Annotated in this window: 18 protein-coding genes and 1 pseudogene; 7 read left to right on the top strand and 12 right to left on the bottom strand. The window is 70.3% G+C overall.

Features of this window, described 5'->3' with window-relative positions; all coding sequences use genetic code 11:
- Position 1: 1 nt before the first annotated feature.
- Together dxs and xseB are read right to left on the bottom strand one after the other, a co-directional pair.
- The gene (dxs, locus tag PW734_02910) at positions 2 to 1,894 is read right to left on the bottom strand and encodes a 1-deoxy-D-xylulose-5-phosphate synthase (GenBank protein ID MDE1170150.1); all 1,893 of its coding nucleotides are present in this window, start codon (positions 1,892 to 1,894) and stop codon (positions 2 to 4) included.
- Between the two features lie 103 nt (positions 1,895 to 1,997).
- A complete protein-coding gene (xseB, locus tag PW734_02915; protein ID MDE1170151.1) occupies positions 1,998 to 2,210 on the bottom strand; it encodes an exodeoxyribonuclease VII small subunit in 213 nt (70 codons plus the stop codon).
- An 83-nt stretch (positions 2,211 to 2,293) separates the two neighbouring features.
- Here xseB and PW734_02920 point away from each other — a divergent pair, with 83 nt between their 5' ends.
- A complete protein-coding gene (locus PW734_02920) occupies positions 2,294 to 3,256 on the top strand; it encodes a cytidine deaminase (GenBank protein ID MDE1170152.1) in 963 nt (320 codons plus the stop codon).
- Between the two features lie 17 nt (positions 3,257 to 3,273).
- Positions 3,274 to 3,657 (top strand): hypothetical protein, encoded by a 384-nt coding sequence (locus PW734_02925; protein MDE1170153.1) that lies wholly within the window; start codon positions 3,274 to 3,276, stop codon positions 3,655 to 3,657.
- Here PW734_02925 and tatC read toward each other — a convergent pair.
- From tatC to PW734_02955, 6 genes are all read right to left on the bottom strand, one after another.
- Positions 3,654 to 4,415 (bottom strand): twin-arginine translocase subunit TatC, encoded by a 762-nt coding sequence (gene tatC, locus PW734_02930; GenBank protein MDE1170154.1) that lies wholly within the window; start codon positions 4,413 to 4,415, stop codon positions 3,654 to 3,656. The two genes, PW734_02925 and tatC, sit on opposite strands and share 4 nt — an antisense overlap.
- Before the next feature lie 33 nt (positions 4,416 to 4,448).
- Positions 4,449 to 5,006 (bottom strand): OmpA family protein, encoded by a 558-nt coding sequence (locus PW734_02935; GenBank protein ID MDE1170155.1) that lies wholly within the window; start codon positions 5,004 to 5,006, stop codon positions 4,449 to 4,451.
- A gap of 25 nt (positions 5,007 to 5,031) precedes the next feature.
- Positions 5,032 to 6,183 carry a biopolymer transporter Tol gene (locus tag PW734_02940; protein MDE1170156.1) on the bottom strand — a complete coding sequence of 384 codons (1,152 nt, stop codon included), beginning with the start codon at positions 6,181 to 6,183 and terminating at the stop codon, positions 5,032 to 5,034.
- Between the two features lie 180 nt (positions 6,184 to 6,363).
- Positions 6,364 to 7,212 (bottom strand): hypothetical protein, encoded by an 849-nt coding sequence (locus tag PW734_02945; GenBank protein ID MDE1170157.1) that lies wholly within the window; start codon positions 7,210 to 7,212, stop codon positions 6,364 to 6,366.
- The gene (locus PW734_02950) at positions 7,187 to 7,633 is read right to left on the bottom strand and encodes a biopolymer transporter ExbD (GenBank protein MDE1170158.1); all 447 of its coding nucleotides are present in this window, start codon (positions 7,631 to 7,633) and stop codon (positions 7,187 to 7,189) included. Before PW734_02950 ends, PW734_02945 begins: the two co-directional genes overlap by 26 nt.
- On the bottom strand, positions 7,630 to 8,397 hold the full coding sequence (locus PW734_02955; GenBank protein MDE1170159.1) for a MotA/TolQ/ExbB proton channel family protein: 768 nt from the start codon (positions 8,395 to 8,397) through the stop codon (positions 7,630 to 7,632). Before PW734_02955 ends, PW734_02950 begins: the two co-directional genes overlap by 4 nt.
- Positions 8,398 to 8,461: 64 nt before the next feature.
- On the opposite strand from PW734_02955, the gene PW734_02960 reads away from it, so the two are divergent.
- Positions 8,462 to 9,541, top strand: a complete 1,080-nt coding sequence (locus PW734_02960; protein MDE1170160.1) for a hypothetical protein — start codon at positions 8,462 to 8,464, stop codon at positions 9,539 to 9,541.
- Here PW734_02960 and PW734_02965 read toward each other — a convergent pair.
- The 3 genes from PW734_02965 to PW734_02975 all read right to left on the bottom strand — a co-directional run bounded on the left by PW734_02965 (position 9,538) and on the right by PW734_02975 (position 15,142).
- Positions 9,538 to 10,782, bottom strand: a complete 1,245-nt coding sequence (locus tag PW734_02965; GenBank protein MDE1170161.1) for a hypothetical protein — start codon at positions 10,780 to 10,782, stop codon at positions 9,538 to 9,540. The genes PW734_02960 and PW734_02965 overlap by 4 nt on opposite strands.
- A gap of 69 nt (positions 10,783 to 10,851) precedes the next feature.
- Complete coding sequence (locus PW734_02970; protein MDE1170162.1) at positions 10,852 to 12,615, bottom strand: ABC transporter ATP-binding protein; 1,764 nt, start codon at positions 12,613 to 12,615, stop codon at positions 10,852 to 10,854.
- A 7-nt stretch (positions 12,616 to 12,622) separates the two neighbouring features.
- Positions 12,623 to 15,142 carry a glycosyltransferase gene (locus PW734_02975; GenBank protein ID MDE1170163.1) on the bottom strand — a complete coding sequence of 840 codons (2,520 nt, stop codon included), beginning with the start codon at positions 15,140 to 15,142 and terminating at the stop codon, positions 12,623 to 12,625.
- 87 nt (positions 15,143 to 15,229) lie between these two features.
- On the opposite strand from PW734_02975, the pseudogene PW734_02980 reads away from it, so the two are divergent.
- From PW734_02980 to PW734_02995, 4 genes and pseudogenes are all read left to right on the top strand, one after another.
- Positions 15,230 to 16,075 (top strand): annotated as a pseudogene (locus tag PW734_02980) (phosphoribosylaminoimidazolesuccinocarboxamide synthase).
- A gap of 63 nt (positions 16,076 to 16,138) precedes the next feature.
- On the top strand, positions 16,139 to 17,758 hold the full coding sequence (locus PW734_02985) for a hypothetical protein (protein MDE1170164.1): 1,620 nt from the start codon (positions 16,139 to 16,141) through the stop codon (positions 17,756 to 17,758).
- Between the two features lie 13 nt (positions 17,759 to 17,771).
- Positions 17,772 to 19,250: a hypothetical protein gene (locus PW734_02990; GenBank protein MDE1170165.1), complete on the top strand. Its 1,479-nt coding sequence runs from the start codon at positions 17,772 to 17,774 to the stop codon at positions 19,248 to 19,250.
- On the top strand, positions 19,247 to 20,749 hold the full coding sequence (locus tag PW734_02995) for a hypothetical protein (GenBank protein ID MDE1170166.1): 1,503 nt from the start codon (positions 19,247 to 19,249) through the stop codon (positions 20,747 to 20,749). Before PW734_02990 ends, PW734_02995 begins: the two co-directional genes overlap by 4 nt.
- A 17-nt stretch (positions 20,750 to 20,766) precedes the next feature.
- On the opposite strand, the gene PW734_03000 is transcribed toward PW734_02995, so the two are convergent.
- Positions 20,767 to 21,144 carry a hypothetical protein gene (locus tag PW734_03000; GenBank protein ID MDE1170167.1) on the bottom strand — a complete coding sequence of 126 codons (378 nt, stop codon included), beginning with the start codon at positions 21,142 to 21,144 and terminating at the stop codon, positions 20,767 to 20,769.
- Positions 21,145 to 21,157: the final 13 nt, after the last annotated feature.

Raw genomic sequence — 21,157 nt, forward strand, 5'->3', positions numbered from 1 at the left:
GCTAGACCAGCGCGGGCGCGCCGGAGCCGGCCTTGGCCTTGAGAAGGGGCTGCACCTTGGCCAGGGTCCCCTCGACGGTCAGGCCGTACTTGGCCTTGAGGGCGTCGACCTTGCCGTGCTCGATGAACTGGTCGGGCCAGCCGACGCGGACGACGGGGGTGTCGATGCCCCGCTCGGCGAAGGCTTCCAGGACGGCGGAGCCGAAGCCGCCCGCCAGGACGTGGTCTTCCAGGGTGACGACGGCTTCCGCGCCGCGCGCGAAGGACTCGATGGTCTCGATGTCGAGCGGCTTGACGCAGCGGGCGTTGATGACGGCGACGGAGTGGCCTTGGCGTTCCAGTTCCTTGGCCGCGGCCTGGGCGGTGGGCAGCATGGCGCCAAGGGAGAGGAGGACGACGTCGCGGCCCTTCTGGACCACCTCGGCCTTGCCGATCGGGAGGGCGACGGGCTTGTCCTTCACCTTCGTGCCGGGGCCGAGGCCGCGCGGGTAGCGGATGGCGATGGGGCCGTTGTGTTCCTGGGCGGTCTTCATCATGTCGGCCAGCTCGTCCTCGTTGGAGGGGTGGAGCAGGACGATGTTGGGGATGCCGCGCAGGTAGGAGATGTCGAAGAGGCCGTGGTGGGTCGGGCCGTCGTCGCCGGAGAGGCTGCCGCGGTCCATGCAGAACGTGACGCTGAGGTTCTGCAGGCAGACGTCATGGACGATCTGGTCGAACGCGCGCTGCAGGAAGGTGGAGTAGATGGCGCAGAAGGGCTTGAAGCCCTTGGTGGCCAGTCCGGCGGCGAAGAGGACGGCGTGCTCCTCCGCGATGCCGACGTCGAAGTAGCGGTCCGGGTGCTTCGGCTGGAAGCGGTCCAGGCAGGTCCCGTTGGGCATCGCCGCGGTGATGCCGACGACGTTCTTGTCGATGTCGGCCAGGTGGGAGAGGGTGTCGGCAAAGACCTCGGAGTAGGTGCGCTGGGCGTTGGCGGCGGTCTCGCCGGTTTCCGGATGGTAGGCGCCGAGGCCGTGGAACTTCTTCTGCTTTTCCATGGCGGGGGCGAAGCCCTTGCCCTTCTTCGTCAGCACGTGCAGGAGGACGGGGCCTTCCTGCTGCTTGAGGAACTCGAAGGTCTTGATGAGGGTCGGCAGGTCGTGGCCGTCGATGGGGCCGTAGTAATGGAGGCCGAGCTCCTCGAAGATGACGCTGGGCAGGAGCAGGCTCTTCACGGCCTCTTCCGCCTTGCGGGCCAGGTGGAGGGCCTTCTCGCCGCCGAGGCGCTGGATGAACTTCTCCGCCTTCTCGTGCAGGTGGGCGTAGCGCTCGCTGGTGACGATCTTGTTGAAGTAGTTGGCGATGGCGCCGACGTTCTTGTCGATCGACCACTCGTTGTCGTTAAGGACGGCGATGAGGCGCTTGGTGTGGGCCTGGGCGTTGTTCAGGGCCTCGTAGGTGACGCCGCAGGTGAAGGCCGCGTCGCCACAGAGGGCGACGACGTGCTCCTTGCCCCCGCGCAGGTCGCGCGCGGTGGCCATGCCCAGGGCGGCGGAGAGGGCGGTGCCGGCGTGGCCCGCGCCGAAGGAATCGTGCTCGCTCTCCTCGCGCAGCATGAAGCCGTTGAGGCCGCCCGGCTGGCGGATGGTGTGGAAGCGGTCCCGGCGGCCGGTGAGCAGCTTGTGGACGTAGGCCTGGTGGCTGACGTCGAAGACGAAGTGGTCGTTCGGGGTGTCGAAGACGTAGTGCATGGCCAGGGTCAACTCGACCACGCCGAGGTTCGGCCCGAGGTGGCCGCCGGTCTTGGCCAGGCTGGTGATCAGTTCCTGCCGGATTTCCTCCGCAAGGGTAACGAGCTGCTCCTGGGTGAGCTTTTTGACGTCGGCGGGGCTGTTAATCGTGTTCAGGATAAGGGCCATGGATATACCTCTCTGGAAGTTTTGAGTCGTTCAGGTTAGGACCGGAGGCCGGGCAAAGGAAAGCGGTTTCTTCCGGTGCCGCTTAAGCTAAAAAGTTAAGGGGCTAAAGAGACGGTTTCGCCGCTTCCTGCGTCACCACGTCGATCTTCTGCTCGGCCTCGGCCAGCTTTTCCTGGCAGACCTTCACCAGGCGGATTCCCTCCTCGTAGCGGGCGATCAGCTCGTCCAGGGGCAGGTCCCCGTTCTCCATGTCGGCGACGATCGTCTCCAGGGACTCGAGGGCGGCCTCGAACTTGGGGGTCTTGGGGGCGGGCATCGGCTTATCCTAGAGCGGCCCAAGAGGTTGGAAAAAGCCAATTTTTACGGGCCGCGGGCATCGTTCATGCTGATTCAAAGGCCATGGAGCCCCTCGCCCCCGCCCTGCTCGAAGAGCTGAAGGCCCAAGCCCGCGACGCGCACCGCCACGCCCACACCTCCGTGGTGCCGTTCGGCGTCGGGGCGGCGGTCCTCACGGAGGACGGGAAGATCCACCAGGGCGCCAACATCCAGAACCTGGCCGACCCCCACCTCAACATCTGCTCGGAACGGGTGGCCGCCTACAACGCCCTCTCCGAGGCGGCGGCCCCGGAGGGGCGCCGGATCCGGGCGGTCGCCATCTACTCCGAAACCCCCGAGCCGATCACCTGCTGCGGCGCCTGCCGGCAGACGCTGGCCGGCCTCTGCGAAGCCGACACGCCGGTGGTCAGTACCTGCGCGGACGAGGCGAAAACCCGGTCGTGGACGATGGGGGAGCTGCTGCCCGAGGCCTTCACCCGCAAGGGCTCGATCCCCGTGGCGCCCCAGGCCGGCCTCCGCGTGGAGTCCGCCGACGCCGGGCGCCTGCTCCAGGCCGCCCAGGAAGCCGCCGGGCACGCCTACCTCCGCGCGGGCAGCCCGCCGCGCGGCGCGGCGGTCCTGACGGCCAGCGGCAAGGTCTTCGCCAGCGGCGAGGTGGAGGGAAACGCCTTCACCGCGCGGCACGCGGAGGACGTGGCGGTTTTCAAGGCGATCTCCCACGCCGAGGACGAGGGGGACAAGCGGATCGTCGCCGTCGCCCTCTACACGGACGGCCCCCGCCCCGGCGTGACGTCCGGCAGCTCCCTGGAAATCCTCCGGGAATTCGCCGGGCCGGAGATGCGGCTGGAAAGCCACTGCCGGGACGCGGCGCTGGCGGAAGCCTGGACCATGGCCCAGCTCCTGCCCGCGCACTACGCCGCCCGGCGCCCGAAGGGCGACCAGCTCCAGGCCCCGTTCAAGAAGGCCGGCCCGGCCGCCGAAACGCCGTCCCCCCTGGTGCCGACCCTCGAGATCCCACTCCCATAAATTCCAACCTCGACCCCGTGACGGAGCGGCTGCTCCTGGAAAACGCCCGCCGGGCGCTGGCCCGCGCCCACCTCGTCCGCTCCGCTCGGGGCGTCGGGGCGGCGGCGTTGACCGCCAGCCAAAAGGTCGTCCACGGCGCGACGATCGAAAACGCGAACCCCGCCCTCGACGCGTGCGCGGAACAGGTCACCCTCGCCCAGCTGCTCGCGGAAGGGGCGACGCCGGAGGACCGGACGCTGGCGGCGCTGGCCCTCTTCACCGACGGTCCAGAACCGGCCGTCCCCTGCGGGGCCTGCCGCCAGGCGATCGCGGCGGCGGGCCCGGAAGCGGTCGTCGTCAGCATGGCCGAGGGGGGAGAGCCGATCCGCTGGCTGATCAAGTCCCTCCGGGGCGCAGTTTAGTAACTGTCGAGGGAATCCCGCTCCCGGCCCTTTTCCAGCATGCGGGTGATCCAGATCGTCGCCTCGTAGAGGCAGTACATCGGCAGGATAAGCGTGCCCAGGGAGAAGGGGTCGGTGGCGGGGACGACGCAGGAGGCGAAGACGACCAGGCCCACCAGGGTGTGCCGCCGGTATTGGCGCAGGCCGGCGCTGGAGACGATCCCCAGGACGTTGAGGAGGACCAGGACGAGCGGCAGCTCGAAGGAGAGGCCGAAGGCCAGGAGCATCTGCAGGACGAAGTCGACGTAGTTCTGCACCGTCCATTCCGTGCGGAAGCCCTGCCAGGCGGCCAGGTCGAAGAAGAAGCGCAGGGTCTGCGGCAGGAGGAGCTTGAAGCAGAAGACGACCCCGCCGACGAAGAGGAGCGCCCCGGCGAAGAAGGCGGGCAAGAGGGCCCGCGCCTCCCGCCGGGTGAGGCCGGGCAGGACGAACTGGCCGACGAAGTAGAGGACGAAGGGCAGGGCGACGAGGACGCCGCCCATCAGCGCCAGGTCGAGCTGGATGGAGAGGGGGTCGATAACGCCCAGGACGCGGAGCATCTGGGCGGGGTCCTGGCCCGCGCGGCGCAGCGGCTCGTAGAGGAGCTGGAGGAGCGGCTTGGTGAAGGCCAGGCTGGCGCCCGCCGCCACGGCGAAGACGACGGCCGACTTGATGATGACCCACCGGAGGTCCTCCAGGTGGTCCAGGAAGGACTTCGGCGTGGGATCGTCGACCTTCAAGCGATTACGGGACCCGGGCCGGCCGGGACCGGTTTACTTGGTGATGACGCCGGGGGCGACGCGGCGGTTCTTGGCGTAGGCGGCCTCGTCGCTGCCCTGGACGGCGGGACGCTCCGAGCCGTAGGAGATGGTGAAGAGGCGGGAGGCCTCGATGCCCAGGCCGACGAGGTACTCGCGCACGGCCAGGCCGCGGCGCTCGCCCAGGCCGCGGTTGTACTCGGGGGTGCCGCGGATGTCGGTGTGGCCGGCGAGCATCAGGCGCTTGCCGGGGTTTTCCTTCAGCCAGTCGGCGATCTTCTGCAGCTTGCCGCGCTCGCTGGAGCGGATGGTGTTGCTGTCGAAGTCGAAGTAGATCGTTTCGGCGGAGAGGACGCTGTAGTCGACGTCGGTGTCGGGGTTGACGCCGTCGGGGCGGGCGTTGGCGGCCAGGCCGTTGGGGTTGAGGGTGTCGTCGCCGCCCTGGCCGGGGAGGCCCGCCATGTCGGTGCTGCCGCCGGAGGGGCCGGAGAACTTCTTGGAGTGGTTGGCGCAGCCGCCCAGGACGAGGACGGCGGAGAGCAGGAGGACGGCGGGGCGGGAAAGGAGCTTCATAATAAAGGGGTAAGAGAAGTGATTTTTAACGGGACACTGCCGGTTCGGAACAGCGCGTCAAGTTGTTATCGAGCCGCGCGGTCTGCCGGGAGACGCTGTCCAGGAGGTAGAGGGAGCCTCCCTTGGCGTAGACCAGGTGGCGGGAATTGCGGGTCCAGGAGGGGTCCAGGCCGCCGGTGGTGGTGACCAGCTGGGCGCGGCCGGTGGCGAGGTCATAGACCGCCACCTGGAACTGCCCGCCGCTGCGCGCGGTGTAGGCGATCTTGCTGCCGTCCGGCGACCAATCCGGCTCCGCCGCGTAGGAGCTGCCGGAGCCCGCCGTGGAGAGGCGCGTCCCCGCGCCGCCGCCGGAGGGGGCGATGTAAAGCTGGACGGAGCCGCGCTCGTCGGAGTCGTAGACGATCTTGCTTCCGTCCGGCGACCAGGAGGGGGAGGTCTCCGTGCCGGGGCCCTGGGTCAGCCGCCGCGCGGAGCCGCCCCCGGAGGGGATGACGTAGATGAGGGGGTTGCCGTCCTTGCTCAGGGTCAGGGCCAGATGGGAGCCGTCCGGGGAGAAGGCGGGGCCGGTGTTGATGCCGGGGAAGGAGGAGACCTTGGAGCGGACGCTGGTGGAAAGGTGGATGACGTAGACGTCCGGATAGCCGCTCTTATAGGAGGTGTAGGCGATTTCCTTGCCGTCCGGGTTCCACTTCGGGTGGGCGCTGATGGTGCGGTCGCCGGTCAGCTGGACGGCGCCCGCGCCGTCGATGTCGCTGACGTAGACTTCCTTCGCCCCGCCCTGGGCGGAGATGCAGGCGACGCGGGAGGAGGAGAAGCCCTTCACCTTGGTGAGGGCAAAGAGGACATCGTCGGCGAATTCGTGCGCGGCGCGGCGGGACTGGCCGGTGTAGACGCGGGAGAAGAGGGAGGCGGAGCCCTGGGTGAGCTGGCCGGTCAGGGTGCCGTTGCTCCAGACGGCGCTGGCGGTGGCGCGGGCGTTCGGGTTGGCGGCGGTGCCCGCCTCGATGAGGAGGGTGCGGTTCAAGTCGGCGACGACGACGCGGGTGGCCGAATCGGCCTCCCCGCCGCCGGAGAAGGGCAGGACGCGGACGGGGATGCGGCCGTTGCCGCTGACGTCGACTTCCTGCGCGGAGAGGGGCAGGGCCAGGAGGAGGAGGAGGAAGAGGGAGCGGAGCATAGGGGTGAAAGTTATTCGGCCAGTTTGAAGTTGATGACCACGCGCTCCGGCACCGAGTCGGGCCGAGGGCGGGGAAGCTTCCCCACCCGCCGCGCCGCGGCCAGCGCGCTTTGGTCGAACGTCGGGTTGCCGGAGGTGGCCAGGAGCGCAGCTTGGGTAACGGTACCGTCCTTTTCAACTTTAATCTGGATCTTGGCCCGCAGGGAGCGGCCGGCGAGCTGCGACGGGCTGGTCCCACTCCGCGTACATGCGCTGGCGGATCAGGTCGTAGTAGGTCGGGTCGCCCGGGGGGCCGCCGGAACCGGAGCCCACCTCGATCGGCGCCGCCGCGCCGGAGGCGGACAAGGCCGCGCCAAGGCGGGAGGCGACGCCCCCGGAGGTGACGCCGGGCGCGGCGGCCCCGGCGGAAGCGGAGGAGGAAGCCTTCCCCGCCCCGCGCCGGACGGCGGGCGTGCCGGGAACGCCGCTGGAGGAGGCGGCCGCGGCGGGCGTCTTGGACGGCGTGCGGGTCACCTCCTTCAGGCTGATCTTCGGCGCGTGGGACGCGGGCTTGGCCGGGGCGGCCTTCGGCTGGGGCGGGGTGGGAGGCGCTTCCGCCTTCGGCTTTTCCGGCGCGGGCTTCGGCTTGGCCGGGGGCTTCGGCGGCAGGACGATCTGGCTGGGGGCGGGCGGAGGCTCCGGCGCGGGCTCGGGGGCCGGCTCTGGGGCGGGGGCGGGCGTCGGCTCCGGGACCGGTTCCGGCGCAGGCGGAGCGGGCGGAGCCGGAGGCGCGGGGGCGGGTGCGGACGCCGCGGCGGGCGCGGCCGGGCCGGGCAGCTCGATCAATTCCATCGGCGCGCCGGCGCTGGTCCGGGCGGGCTCCAGCGCCGGGTGGAGGAGCGACCAGAGCGAAAGGAGGAGGAGCAGGAGCGCGTGGGCCAGCGCCACCGCCCAAAAGACGGGGCCGAAGCGGAGCGGCCGCCCGCCCTCCGGACGCGCGGCGGCGGGCCGCCGCGGCTCGGGATCAAGGAGACTTGGCTGCGGGGGCATCGGCGTCCAGATGCATGAGGCCCAGCCGGGTCACCTGCGCGCGCTGAAGCGCGTCGAAGACGTCGACCAGCTGCTGGTAGCGCAGGTCGCGGTCGGCGCGGACGACGACGGCCAGCTTGGGGTCGGCGGCGTGGAGCCGGGCCAGCTCCGCCTCCAGTTCCGGCAGCGTGCAGCGCCGCCCGGCCAGGGAAACCGCCCCGGAACGGTCGACCTCCACGGTCTTCACCGCGCCCGCCTCCGGCGGCGGGGTCTTAGCGGCGGCGGAGGGCAGGTTGATCTCCAGGCTCCCCTCCATAAGCGGGGTGGTGATGATGAAGATGATGAGGAGGACGAACGCCAGGTCGAGCATCGGCGTCACGTTCAGCTCCGCCATCGTGGAATGGCCGCCCCGGTCGCTGAACCGTTTGAGGCCGCGCTTCATTCGGCGATGGCGCGGCTCCGCTCCGCGAAGCGGTGGCGGAAGGCGGAGGCCAGCTCCGTGGCGAAGTTGTCCAAGCCTACCGTGAGGCCGCGCTGGGTGACGACCAGATAGTTGTAGGCGAACATGGCGGGAATCGCCACCAGGAGGCCCGTGACGGTGGTGATGAGGGAGCCGGAGACGCCCGGAGCCATGGCGGCCAGGCTGGCCTTGCCCGCCATGGCGATGTCCGTGAAGGCGTCCATGACGCCCCAAACGGTGCCCAAAAGGCCCAGGAAGGGGCCGCCGCTGACGGCGGTGGCCAGGATGATCATGCGCGACTCCAATTGCAGGGACTGGACGCCGACGGCCTGCCCCAGCGCCGCGTCGACCGCCTCCAGCGCGGTGGGGCTGAGGCGCTCGAACTGCTCCGCCTCCGCCAGGCGGGCGGCGGCCGCCCCGTCCAGCTCCGTGGAGCCGACCAGGTGGTAGCACAGCTCCCGGCACCCGGCGGCGTAGACCGCGTAGGCGGGGGAGCCGGGGAACGATTCCCGGGAGAGGTAGATGGCCAGGGGACGGCGGCTGGAATGGAACTTCTGGAAAAAGCGGGCGTCCTGGCGGCGGGCCAGGCGGAACTCCGAAAGCTTGGTGATGATGACCGACCAGGAGAGAAGGGAGGCCAGCAGCAGGGCGGCGATGACGAATTTGCCGGCGGGCGTCGAGTGGCCGAAGGCAAAGAGAAGTCCGCCGCTCTCGGCAAAAAAGTTGACCCAGGGTACAATCACCATACCATCTCATGATGGTACTGAACGCGGGGGGCGTCAACCCAGACCCAGTTTTCCGGCACTAATCATGTCCCTGCCGCGCAAATCCCGTTACCTCAAGCTGGCCCCGAAGGGCGCGCCCCGCCCCGCCCCGGCGCCGAAGCGCGGCCCCCTGGTCATGGTCGACGCGGGCCCGATCCGCGCCGCCGCGACGAAGAAATACCGCCAGGCCCAGACCCGCTTTGCCGACACGCAGAAGGCCCTGTCCCGCTTCCAGGAAAAGGATAAGCCCACGTTCGAGCGCTGGCTCCAGCAGACCTTCCGCGGCCTGGTGGGAGAATTGCGCGCCGCCCAATCGAAGCTGGCCGACCTGCGGGAGCTGGTCTTCGAGGTGGAGACGCGCACCTGGTTCCGCAACCAAAGCTGCGCCGCCGCCTACCGCGACATCCTGGACCGCAAGGCCCGCCGCCAAAACGGCCAGGACGATCCCGAGCCGCCCGACGACCTGGAGGAGGCCCTCCGCTCCCGCATGAAAGCCGACGAGGAGGAAGCCGAGGCCGAGCGCGCGGAGGCGGAGGCCGCCGCCTCCTCCCTCCCCTCCCGCGCGGGCAAAAAACAGCTCCCGCCCGACCGGGAGGCGCGGCTGAAGGCCGCCTACCGCTCCATGGCCCGCCGCCTCCACCCGGACCGCCACGGGGAAAAGGCGATCACCCCGCAGATGCGGGAGCGGTGGCACGCCGCGCAGGCCGCCTACCTGGCGGGCGACGTGGAGCTGCTCGAATCGCTTGAAACCCTCTGCCTGGACGAGGAGGACGTCGACGGCGAGACGCCCGTCTCCTACATCCTGGCCCGCACGGGGCGGCTCCTGGCCTCCATCACCCAGCTCAGCGTCAAGGCGCAGAACTGCAAGAAGGACCCGGCCTGGGCTTTCTCCACCCTGGAGGAGGGGCCGGAGCTTTCCCGCATCGAGCGGCTGATGGCCAAGACGCTGCCCGTGCAGCTGAAAACCGCGCGCGGCGAGATCGCCGAGCTGGAGGCGAAGATCGCCGGCTGGCGCGACGATGCGGAACGCTTTTACCCCGGCTTCAAGGAAGCCCATTCCGGCAAAAAAGGCGCGCCGATCAAACCCGCCGGCCCTCCCCAGGGCAAGGCCCGCGCGAAAGCTTAACGGACCAGGGAGAGGGCGTCGCCCGCCTCGGCAGCCTGGCCGGGCCGATCAAAAACCACTCCCGCCAACGCCTGCGGTTCCAAGCGCGGCAGCTCGATCCGTTCCCGGCGCGGCGGCGCCGTCGCCTCCATCGCCTCCCGGGCCGCGTCGAGGCCCCGGCATTCCGCCGCCAGGCGCGTCAGGAGCGGGCGCGTCTCCGGCTCCGCCTTGGCGGCCAGGGCCTGCCACCGCTCCTTCGGCCATCGGTCGCTCACCGGCTGGAGCCACTCCTGCGCGATCCGCTGAAGAAGGGCGCGGCCGTGGACCGGGCTGGGCTCCAGGCCCATCTTCGTCCGCCCTTCCGGGTCACCGTAGAATTCGAGGAGGTCGCCGTAGACGGCGGGGAGCGCCTCGGCAAAGAACCGCTCCCGCTGGGCGGGGGAGAGCTTGGCCGCGGCGCTCTCTTTCAGCTCGTAGAGCGCCTCGGCGGCGGCGCAGTTTTCCTCCGTAGCCAGGGGATAGTCGGGATGGGCGGGGCGGCCGGAGAGCGGCCCTTCGAAGGCGGCGCGGGCTTCCTCCGGCGTGGCGGGGAGCGCCTTCCAGCCGGAGGCGCTGGCGTGGACGAGCTGGTGGAGACAGGCCTGGATCTCGGCGTATTGGAGGCCGTAGACCTCCGGCTCCTCGCCATTCTTTCCGCTGGCGATATGGCGGAGCTTGTCATGCCGCGCCGCCGTTTCCTCCGGCGTTTCCTCGGCGGCCAGGATGGCCTCCAGCTCCGGCCCGTGGCCGTAGCGGACGGAGGAGCCCCAGGTCTCCTCCTTGCCCGGGCCGGAGAGGAGGAGGCGGTCGAGGGTGTGGACGCGACACTGGAGGGCGTGGAGCGCCTCGTGCGTCAGGCCGGTGGCGGCGCCGCGGGAATCGGCGGGCAGGACGCCGACGACGACCGCCGGGGCGAGCGCGATCCGCAGGTCGCCCAGGCAGGAAAAGGAGCCGTTGAGGTTGATCGGCGCCATGTCGGCCACCATGTTGTAGGCTTCGCCCGGCGCGCCGATTTCCAACCGGCGGAAGGCGGTGAACTTCTTCTCGTTCGCCGCCGCCTGCCCTTCCAGGGTGAAGAAGCGGACGGGGACGGAGAGGATGATGTCCGGATCCCGCCGCAGGCCGCGCACCGCGCCGGGGTCGATCAGCTCCGCCGACGTCGCCGCGCCCGCTTTAAGTAAAGCGGGCAAAGCAAAAGCGGGGCTGTCGGGCAGGTTGGGCATGGGCGGAAACGACCCCCGCGGAAAGCAGGAATTCTGCCAAAGGAGGCCGCCCCGGCCATTTCAGCTAAATTAGCCGCCGAAGTTGCCCGCCCGCCAGAGCCGGGCGTAGAGGCCGTCCCGGGCCAGAAGCTCCGGCCCCGTGCCGCTCTCGACGATCTTTCCTCCCTCCATGACGTGGATCACGTCGGCGTGGTGGATCGTGTTCAGGCGGTGGGTGACGATGAGGGTCGCCGGGCCTTTCATGAGGGCGCGGAGCGTCTCCAAAATCTCGGACTCGGTCTCCGGGTCGAGGGCGCTCGTCGGCTCGTCCAGGAGGAGGATGGGGGAGCCCTTCAGGAAGGCGCGGGCGATGCCGATGCGCTGGCGCTGCCCGCCGGAGAGGCGGACGCCGCGTTCGCCCACGGGCGTGTCGTAGCCCTGGGGAAGCTTATTGATGAACGCGTCGGCCTGGGCCCGGCGGGCGGCCTCCCGGATCTCGCTCTTCCTGGCCCCCAGCTTCCCGTAGGCGATGTTCTCCTCCACCGTGCCGGAGAGAAGGATCGTCTCCTGCAGCACCATGGCGATCTGCTCCCGGACCGATTTCTTGCTCACCTCCCGCAGGTCGGCGCCGTCGATGCGGACGGTGCCGGAGGTGGGGTCGTAAAAGCGCGCGATGAGGGAGAGGACGGTCGTCTTCCCCGCGCCGGTCCCGCCGACGAGGGCGACGGTCTGGCCGGGGCGGACCTCCAGGTCGATCCCCTGGAGGATCGGGTGGCCCTCCTCGTAGGAAAAGGCGACCTGCTCCAGCTCGACGCGGCCCGCCACGCCGCGCAGGGCGGGAGCGTTCGGCTTCTCCGGCACGGTGTCCTCCGCGTCGAGGACCTCGAAGACCCGCTCCATGCCCGCCGCCGCCCCCTCCATCGCCCAGGCGGTGTAGGAAAGCTGTTCCAGAGGCTGGTAGAGCGTGGCCAGATAGGAAAGGAAGACGTAGAGGTCGCCCACGCCGATCTGCCCGGCCAGGACGTGCCGGACGCCCAGGTAGAGGATCGCCGCCGTGCCCGCCGACGTGATGAGGCCGACGACGAGGCCGGAAAGGGAATTGGTGAGGGTCAGCTTCAGGTTGGCGCCGTAGCTCTCCCGCGCCTCGCGGACGAACTGGCCGACCTCGTATTCTTCCCGGTTGAAGGCCTGGACCACGCGGATGGCCCCCAGCCCCTCGCTGGCGGCGGCCAGCACGTCGCTCTCCTCCTTCTGCAGGTCGCTGCTCTCCCGCCGGATGCGGCCCGCGTAGAAGGCGATGGCCGCCCAAAGAAACGGCGCGACGGCCAGGGAAACCCAGGCCAGCTGCCGGTCCATGGAGTACATGACGGCGAAGGCGCCGCCCAATGTCACCAGCGCGCCGACAACGGAGGCGAAGCCCCGGTTGAAGAAGGTCTGCACGGCCTGCGCGTCGTAGGCGACGCGGTAGGTGGAGTCGGCGCTGCGCCGCCGGTCGTGGAAGTGGAGGGGGAGGCGCTGGAGGCAGGCGTAGAGCCGGGTGCGCAGTTCCAAGAGCGCCCGCAGGCCGATGCGGGTCATCAGGTAGTTCTGCCCCACCCCGGCCAGGCCGCCCAGCAGGTAGATGACGACGACGCCCAGGGTGGCGACGAGGACCTCCTCTCCCGTGGTGAGGGCGGTGTCCCGCCAGGGCACGGCGTGGTCGTGGGCGGTGGGCAGGAGGGTGTCCAGGATCCACTTCACCGGCCACGGCTTAAGAAGGCTTAAGGCGACGTTGAGGACCAAAAGCCCCAGCGCCACGCCGATCTGCGGCAGCTGCTCGCGGTAGCACCCGATGACGCGGCGGTAGAGGCCCATGGGAAAGCTACTCCTTGCGCACGGCCTGGAGGCCGGCGCGGATGGCGGCGACGTGGACTCCCTCCGCCACCCGGTGGCGCAGGCGCAGGCCGTGCAGGAGCCAGAAGAAGAGGAAGAGCCCCAGGGTCCCGGCGAAGAACGGCGCCACTCTCCAGGAGGTGACGGTCAGCGCGGTGCCGAAAAGGATCAGGCCGCCGACGATCAGCTTGGAAAAGGTGCTGGCGACGAGGAAATTCCCCACCCGGGTGAGCCGCCGCCCGTGCGGGTAGATCTCCGTCATGGTGCGCAGGCGCAGGTTCCACCAGCGGCTGGCGAAGAGGTGGAGGTCCCAATCGGTCCAGCCGGTGTCCGGGGAGTAGTTCCAGCCCTCCGCGTCGAGCAGGCGCTCCACCTCGTGCAGCAGCTCGGTCCGCTCGCGGCCGCCCTCGCTCCAAAAGGTGAGGTGCCCGGCGCTCCAGAAGCCGCTGGAGGCGTGGGGCTCCTTCTCCGGCGCGGCGATGACGGCGGGGGGCGTGCGTTTGCCCCGCAGCCAGGTGAAGTAGCGCGCCCAGCCGCGCCGCAGCGGCTGCGCCACCGCCAGGTAGAAGAGGAGGAGGCGGGAGCGGACGCCGTCGAAGCGCGGCTCGATGCGCGCGCGCGTCATGTAGGAGAGCCCGGCAAGGACGGTGAGGCCGAAGAGGATGAGCGGCACCAGCCGCAGCGGCGGCAGCGGAATGGAGAGGACCAGGACCATGGCCGCCAGGACCACCCATTCCAGGCTGCCGAAGAGCTGGAGGAAGGGATTCTCGTTGCGCGGGTAGACGGACTGGAAGAAGCCGGTGCCGAAGATGCCGTGGTAGACGACGGGGCGCAGGAAGAGGGGGTCCATCCGCACCTGGGTGTAGACGCGCCCGTGCCAGATGGCCGAGCCGGTGGTGCCGAAGTAGTTGAGGTGCTTGTAGCGCAGGAGGGCCTCCGCCTCCCCGTAGCCGGTCTGCTGGCCGAAGTAGGCCTTCACGGTGAAGCGCCGGTAGTGCCAGACGACGGCCGCCGGGGAGAAGCCGATCTGGTAGCCGCGCTGCATGAGGCGCCAGCAGAGGTCGACGTCGTCGCCCGCCTTGCGGTATTCGGGATCGAAGCCGCCGATCTCCTCCAGCGCGCTCTTGTAATAGGCCATGTTGCAGCCGGGGACGTGCTCCGCCACGGTGTCGGTCAAAAGGACGTGGCTGGGGGAGCCGGGCGCGGCGGCCACGGTGGCCTGCACCCAGTCGGTCGCGGGAGGGGAGATGTTCGGCCCGCCGACGGCCTTGAAGCCGCCGCGGAGCATCGCCTGGACGAGGAAATAGAGCCAGTCCTTGTCCGCCATGCAGTCGGAATCGGTGAAGGCGACGATCTCGCCGGTGGCCGCCGCGATGCCGACGTTGCGCGCCACGGAGAGGCCCTTGTTCTCCTGCCGGATGTTCCGCACGCGGGGGAATTGCGCGGCGATGGCCTGAGTGTCGTCGGTCGAGCCGTCGTCGACCAGGATCACCTCGTAATCGGGGTAGTCGAGGGCCTCCAGGGAGACGAGGCAGTCCCGCAGCGTCTTGGCCCCGTTGTAGGAGCAGACGACGACGGAGACGCGCGGCGCCTGCGCCAGGGGGAAGCGGTCGTGGAGGGGACGGTCGCCGCCGCCCAGGATCGGCTGGAGGGCGCGGTAGGCCTCCTTCGGCGCGCGGTCCTTCGTCACGACGCCGAAGGCCCAGTCCTCGATGTCGACGCCGTCGGTGAACCACTCGTCGGTCCAGGAGAAGATGATCGTCCCGGCCAGGCCCGCCTTGAAGACGGTGTTCACGTGCCGCTTCAGCAGCTCCGCCTGCTCCGCCTGCGGGTGGCGGATGGTGTCCATGCCGAATTCGCTTAAGATGAGCGGCTTTTCCCCCGCCAGGTTCTGCAGGCGGGCCAGGTAGTTGGCCAGGTCCTTTTCCTCGTGCAGGTAGACGTTGTAGGAAAGGAAGTCGACGCCGGCGGGGAGGAGATACTCGGTCGGCGGGAAATTGGCGTAGGTGGCCAGCGCGCCGGGATCGTGCTTCTTCACCAGGGCGACGAGGCTGTCGAGGAACGCCTCCATCTTCCGCGGCCCGTACCAGCGGACCAGGTCGGGCGGAATCTCGTTGTCGATGAAGTAGCCGAGGAGGGCCGGGTGCCCGGCGTTCTGCCGGACGGCGGAAATCAGGTTCTCCCGGATCTGGGAGAGGACGGCGCGGTCGTCCAGGAAGAGGACGCGCTTGACCCACGGCAGGGTGACGAGGACGCGCAGCCGGTGGCGCGCCGCCTGGTCCAGGAACCACGCCGGGGGCGGGTGGTAGATGCGCAGGGTGTTGACCCCCATCGCCGTCATCAGCTGGAAATCGCGTTCCACCTCCTCCGGCGCGGGCAGGTGGGGGCCGCCCTCCGTGCGGGGGCGGAAGGGGCCGTACGTCGCCCCCTGGATGAGGAATTTCTTCTCCCCCTCGTAGAGGAACTTCGCCCGCGCGACGATGCGCGGAAGGGAGGGGGCGTCAGACATGGGCGGGTAAAGTAATAGAGGCACCGCCCGGCGCAAGACAAGGGGCAAGGTCGCCCTTGTTCTCCCCGCGCGAAAACCCTAGTTAGGAAAGCGATGCCCGAGCCGGTCGCCCTCCGCAGCGGAAAAGTGCGGGACCTCTACGCCTACGGGGAGGAGCTGTGGATCGTCGCCAGCGACCGGGTTTCCGCCTTCGACGTGGTCCTGCCCACCCCGATCCCGGACAAGGGCCGCCTCCTAACCCGGCTTTCCCGCCACTGGTTCGACCTCCTCCGCCCCCTTTGCCCGAACCACGTCCTGGGCTACGACCTGCCCGCCGGCGCCGGCCGGCCGGAATGGGAGGGCCGCCTGACCCGCGCCCGCCGGTGCGAGGTGATCCCCCTGGAATGCGTCGTCCGCGGCTACGTGGCCGGGAGCGGCTGGAAGGAATACCGGGAGCGCGGCACCGTCGGCGGCCACGCCGTGCCCCCCGGCCTGCGGGAAGCCGGGGCCCTGCCGGAGCCCCTCTTCACCCCCTCCACCAAGGCGGAGGCGGGCCACGACGAGAACCTGACGGAGGCCGGGGCCCGCGCCCACGTGGGCGACGCGCTCTACGAGCGGCTGCGGGAGAAGACCCTGGCGCTCTACCGCTGGGCCGCCGCCTACGCCGCCCCGCGCGGCCTGATCCTGGCCGACACGAAGTTCGAGTTCGGCCTGACTCCCCAGGGAGAGCTGCTCCTCATCGACGAGGCCCTGACGCCGGACAGCTCCCGCTTCTGGCCCGCCGACGGCTACCGCCCCGGCGGTTCCCCCCCCAGCTTCGACAAGCAATTCCTGCGCGATTACCTGGAAACCCTCTCTTGGGACAAGCGCCCGCCCGGCCCTATTCTGCCTCCGGAAATCGTGGCCCAAACGGCCGCCCGCTACCGGGAAGCCGTCGAGCGGCTGGGCGCTTAAAAGGCCCATTTTTAGGGTACTTTCGGTACCTGGCCCGGTACCTGCTTTGGCGGACGCCTCCTTATGATCGCGTCCAAAGCTTTTCTCAAAGGTATCGCCGCTGAACTGATCCTGGCCTCCGGCCTCGGCGCCGGGCTTCCTGCCCGCGCCCAGCAGGCCGCCCCCGTCGCGGCCCCCCGCACCTTCTCCCTCATCGATCCCCTCTCCGTCCGCGGCCCCGTCGCCCCGGGCGACGCCCTGAAGAAATTCGAGCGGGCCGCCGGATTCGGCCACCCCTCCTTCACGGCCAACGCGGCGGAGCTGGTGGCCCTGGGCTTCCGCGGCTGGCCCGTGGCGGGCGTCCACAGCGATCCGGACCTCCTTCTCCAGACGCCGGTCGACTTTTCCGCCACCGTCCTGCCGGGGCGCCCCGGCGCCTCGATCGCCGGATCCCCCCTCTTCCCGCCCCAGGCCCGCAATCCCTTCAGCACGGCCTACGGCGTCGCCAAGGAAAAGCTCTTCAAGCCTTCCGAGATCCAGGCCACCCTCCCGCCGCCGAACCAGGAACTTGCCGCCGACACCCTCTTTTCCTCCCGGCTGGCCGTCCGCGCCATGATCCTGGAGCGGGACCGAATCGAAAGCCTCCTCTTCCCCGTCACGGCGAAGACGGTCGGCGCGTCGAAGGAGTTCGGCCACGGCCCCGCGCTGGACGCCGTCCTCTCCGTCGGGGAGACGAAGGAGCAGACCGCCGCGCGGCAGGAAATCCTGGAAAACCGGGCCCTGGGCCATTTCAGCCAGGAAGCCGCCGAAATGACCCCCCTCCTCCAGGCGGAAATCGAAGTCTCCCTTCACGACCTCCTCTCCCGCGCCATCTCCACGGGCACGTGGAAGCGGGTCCCGGAAACGCGGGAAGAACTCGCCGCCGCCGTCTACAACGCCGTCGACGCCGGGCGCCCCGCCGGGACGCCGCCGGAAGCGATCGACACCTTCCTGGCCACGCCGCGCGGCCAGGCCCTGCGGGCCGAGTTCCCCGCGCCGCCGCTGGAAAACTTCCTCCTGAAGGCGACGTTCTCCATGCTGCCGAAGAACCGCGCCTCCCTTTACGACAAGGTCCTGCCCGACGCCTACGGCGACCTGCTGGAGCTTTACGGCGACGCCGACGGCCGCACCCGCCTGGGCCTGGAAACGGGCAAGCCCCACGCCGTCTCCTTCGCCTTCCACCTGCTCCACGCCGGAGAGGGCGAGCCCCAGACCCTGACGCCGGACGCCTGGCGCCACCTGGCCTCCAAGGCGGAGCCGGAAGCCTTTGAAACCCTCTGCCGCCTGGCCGTCCGCCACCGCCAGCCGGAGGCCCTCGGCGCGCTCCTGGCCACCGCCGGGCAGCCCGGCCACGCCCTGACCCCGGAGCAGAAGGCCGTCCTCCTGGACGGCGCGATCGCCATCTCCCTCCAATCCTCCGACGCCAACGAGCTGGCGGGCCGCCGCATCGTCCTGCAGCTTCTCGACGCCGGGGCCGACCTCGAGAAGCTCCCCCCGCCCGCCGTCCAGCAGCCGCCGCTGGAAAACCTCCCGCGCGGCGAACAGGAGGAAGAGCGGCCCGACCCCCGCTTCCGCCTTTACCAAATCCGCCTGACGCCGGACGCCTTCCGCCGCGCCCCCGCTCAAGCCCCCGCCCACGACGCCGCCGTGGCGCTGGCCAAGTAAAAAGGCCCGCCCCATGGACCGCCACACCCTGCTTAAGAAGCTGGCCGTACAGGCCACGCTCTTCGCCGGGCTGGTGAACCTCCAGGGCACCCGGCGGCCCGCTCCCGCGCCGACGGCCTCCCTGCACCTTGCCGCCCACCGCTGGAGCCAGCCGATGCCGCCCCTGCCCGCGGCCAAGCTGGCGCGGCTGCGCGGGGAGGACGCGGTCAACCGGGCCTTCCTCCGCACCCTCGGCGCGGAAGGCGGGACGGAGGCGGAGACGACGGCCAACACCGCCGACCTCGTCGCCCTCGGCTTCGGCTCCTGGCCGCCGCCCGGCCTCGACACGGACCCCTCCCTCCTCCGCCCCCGCGCGGCCTGGAACTACGCCTCCTACCGGCCCGGCGTCGATCCGGCGCAGGAAGGCGGCCTGACCATGGCTCCCGTTTCCGTCCCCCCTTTCCTGCGCGACCCCTTCGCCAACGTCTTTCCCATCGTCACGCCGACCTACTTTTCCCCCGCGAAAATCCAGCTCCAGCTGCCGCCGCTCGACACCCCCTACCACCTGCGGGAGGCCCGCTCGGTCGAGGCGCACGAGGGGCTGCACGCCGTCTTCGCCGAGCGGCAGATCCTCCTCGACCTCCTTTTCCCCGACCGCGACAAGGGCGCCCCCCTTTCCGCCACCAAGAGCCACGGCCTGGGCCCCCGGCTGGAGGCGCTCCTGGCCTCCCAGGAAACGGCGGGAAAAACCGCCGCCCGCCATCAACGGTTCGAGCGCGAGCTCTCCGGCGCCTCCAACGACACGGCCCTGGCCGAATATCCCCTCCTCTACAACGAGCTGCGCTCCTACCTGGGCCAGGTGGTGATGGACGGCGTCTCCAGCGGCCGCTGGGACGGCCTGCCCCGCGACAAGAAGGAGCTGTGGGCGGCCGTCTACGCCACGACCGGCGGCACCTGGTTCGACCCGGAGGAGCGGGACGAGGTCAGCCGCTTCCTGGGCAGTCCGGAGGGCGCCTCGACGCTGCGCCGCTTCCCCGCCCTCCCCCTGGACATCCAGGAGCGGATCCTCACCGCCGACCTCGGCAAGCTTTCCCTGCCCAACCGCGTCCGCTTCTACGCGGAAGTCCTCCCGGAAATCTACGGCGAGATCCTGGAAGACCTCGGTGACGCGCGCGGCCTGGCAAAGATGGACCTTCCGCCGAGCCCCGTCCACGCGATGGCCTTCCTCCACCACCTCATCCTGGACCGGCCGGAAAGCCCGGACGCGTGGAAGAAGAAGGACTGGGACGCCATGGCCGCCAAGGTGGAGCCGGAAACCGTCCAGCGGCTGGCCGACCTCTCCCAGGCCTTCGGCCGCCCGGAAGCGCTGGAAAGCCTGATGACCCTGCGCCAGGCCCGGCTCCCCGCCGCGCCCGCCAACCGCGGCCTCTTCACCGCCCTCTCCGCCTCCTTCAACGAAACCCCGCGCCAAGAGCCCTCCCTGCCCCGGCGCGAAGAAGGCCGCGCGCGATGATCCGCCGCCCCGCCCTCCTCAAACGGCTCGCGCTGGAAGGCGCGCTCCTGGCCGGCCTCGGCGGCCTGGCGGGGGATTTCTCCCCGCCCCGGCCCCTCCCCGCGGCCGCCCCCGCCTTCTCCCTCACGCCGCGCGTCCCCGCCGGCGGCCCCCCGCCCTTCGCGGAACGGGAAAAGGCCTTCCGCGCCGCGCTGGGCATCGGAAAGGAAAAGACGGCGCAGGGCCTCACCGACACCGCCGAGCTGCTCCGCCTCAGCTTCGGCGTCTGGCCCGCCCCGGGCGTCGACTTCCAGCCGGAAATCGTCCGCCACGTGCCGGTGCGGACCCTCTCCGCCTTCGACGGCACCTGGAAGACGGTGGAAGCCGCCACCAGCGGCGCGGGCTCCTTCAACGAGATCTACCGCAACGTCGCCTCCGTCTTCTACCCCCAGGCCGCCGCCCAGCTCTTCCAGCCGCCGGAGATCGACGCCCGGCTCCTGCCGCTCGACACGCGGGACAACGCCCTGCTCGACATGAGCGTGGAAGGGCACGAGGCGCTCCACGCCCTCTTCCGGCAGCAGCAGATCCTCCTGGACTACCTTTACGACCGGCCCAGCCTCGACCGCCTCGGCCCCGACGCCATGGGCCGCTCCGAGCTGATCGGCTACGGCCCGGAAATGGACGCCCTGCTGGCCTCCGGCGAGACGCCCGCGCAGACCTCCGCCCGCCACCGCGCGCTCTTCCAGGCGCTGGGGGACGGCAACCCCTTCACCCAAACCGCCGCACAGGGGGACGACGTCCTCAAGACCTACCCCGCCCTCTACACGGAGATGCAGTCCTACGCCCACCAGATCGTCGCGGGGGGCGTCTCCTCCGGCGCGTGGCGGCGGGTGCCCCGCACGAAGGAGGAAGTCTGGGCCGCCTTCGCCAACGCCATCGGCGGCCTGCCGCCCGGCGGAAAGGACGAGGTGAGCGCCTTCCTGGAAAGCGAGGCCGGGGAAAAGGCCCGCGCGGCCTTCCCCGCCCCGCCCGACGTCATCGGCCAGCGCTGGCTGCGGGACGACGTCGGCTTCCTGCCCGCGGACAAGAAATCCCTCTTCTACTCCCAGGTGCTGCCGCGCCTTTACGGCGACCTGTTGGAAGCGTACGGCGACCCGCAGGGCCGCGCCAAAATGGGGCTGCCGTCCGGCCAGGCCGCCACCCTTTCCTTCGCCACCCACGTCGTGCGGGCGGGCGAGGGCGGCGACCAGGATTGGACGCCGGAAACGTGGCGGAAGATGGCCGCGCAGGTCGATCCCCAGACCCTTCCCCGCATGGCCGCGCTGGCGGTGGCCCACCACAACCCGGCGGCGGTGGAGGCGCTCCTCGACACGCCCGCCGGAAAGGCGGCGCTGGGCTCCGCGGAAAAGGACGCCCTCTTAAAAACCGCCTTCCAGGTCATGCTCCGCAGCGCCGACGCAAACCGCCGGGAAGACCTGCGGACCATGGACCTGCTGGCCGCGCGCGGCGCGGCGCGCTAGCGCGCCCGCTCCGCGTCTTAATGGTGCCGGAGGAAGGGCGCCAGCAGCGCCCGCTTCTGGTAGGCCACAATCAGCCAAAGCACCGTGCAGGCGATGCCCGGACCCGCGCCGGAGGGGGCCATGGTCGCGTGGAAGGCCAGAATGTTGACCAGGACCGGCCCCAGGAAGACGAGGCCCAGCGGGACGAACCGGCCCAGCAGGAGCAGCACGCCGCCGATCAGCTGGCAGGCGAAGATCACCGCGAAATAGCCGCTGTGGAAAATCGCGCCCATGAAGGCGCCCGCGTCGCCGGACATCTCCGGCGCAGGGATGAAGTGGAAGAAGCCGTTGAGGCCGAAGACCGTAAAGAGAACGCCGAGGAGGATGCGGGGCAGGGCGGAAAGGATATGCTTCATGGGCCTGCGATCT

It is taken from the genome of Verrucomicrobium sp. (assembly GCA_028283855.1).
GTDB lineage: Bacteria > Verrucomicrobiota > Verrucomicrobiia > Methylacidiphilales > GAS474 > GAS474.